The organism is Vibrio sp. 704, from assembly GCF_033339295.1.
Map to the genome: position 1 here is coordinate 1 of NZ_JAWOUH010000219.1, position 881 is coordinate 881.

The window sequence follows — 881 nt, forward strand, 5'->3', positions numbered from 1 at the left end:
CGGCGGCGTAGAACCGGCTGACCCAATTACTGTAGAAGCGATGATCCCTGATTTCAGCTGGGCATTTTTAGGCATTACTACATGGATCTTTATGGCGGCAGGCGGTGCGGAATCGGTCGCGGTTTACGTAAACGATGTAAAAGGCGGCTCGAAATCGTTCGTTAAAGTCATCATCATCGCAGGTATCTTTATCGGCGTGCTTTACTCAGTTGCGTCTGTTTTGATTAACGTATTTGTTCCTAGCGAAACCCTAAAATACACGGGCGGATCGGTTCAAGTATTTGAAGGTTTGGCTGCGTACTTTGGTTTGCCAGAAATATTGATGAACCGCTTCGTAGGCTTGGTATCCTTCACCGCTATGTTTGGATCTCTACTGATGTGGACAGCAACGCCAGTGAAAATCTTCTTCTCTGAGATTCCAGAAGGCATTTTTGGTAAGAAAACCGTAGAGCTGAACGAAAACGGCGTACCAGCTCGCGCAGCTTGGTATCAGTTCCTTATCGTTATCCCACTGATGATCATCCCAACATTAGGTTCTAACACCGCTCAAGATCTGATGAACACCGTGATCAACATGACCGCGGCGGCATCCATGCTCCCACCACTGTTCATCATGTTGGCGTACCTGAATCTGCGCTTGAAACTGGATCACGTCGAGCGTGATTTCAAAATGGGCTCACGCAAAATGGGCATCGCTACCGTATCGGTACTGATCGCTATCTTTACGGTTGGTTTCTTAGCATCGACCTTCCCTACTGGGGCCAACATCATGACCATCATTTTCTACAACGTTGGCGGTATCGTGATTTTCCTTGGCTTTGCTTGGTGGAAGTACAGCCAATACGAAAAATCATTGAATCAGGAAGAGCGTATAAAAGAAG

At 47.1% G+C, this 881-nt stretch carries 1 pseudogene; it reads left to right on the plus strand.

Annotation, left to right across the window (positions count from 1 at the left end):
• Positions 1-881: pseudogene (locus tag R7R24_RS25565) on the plus strand (amino acid permease); the annotation flags it as partial.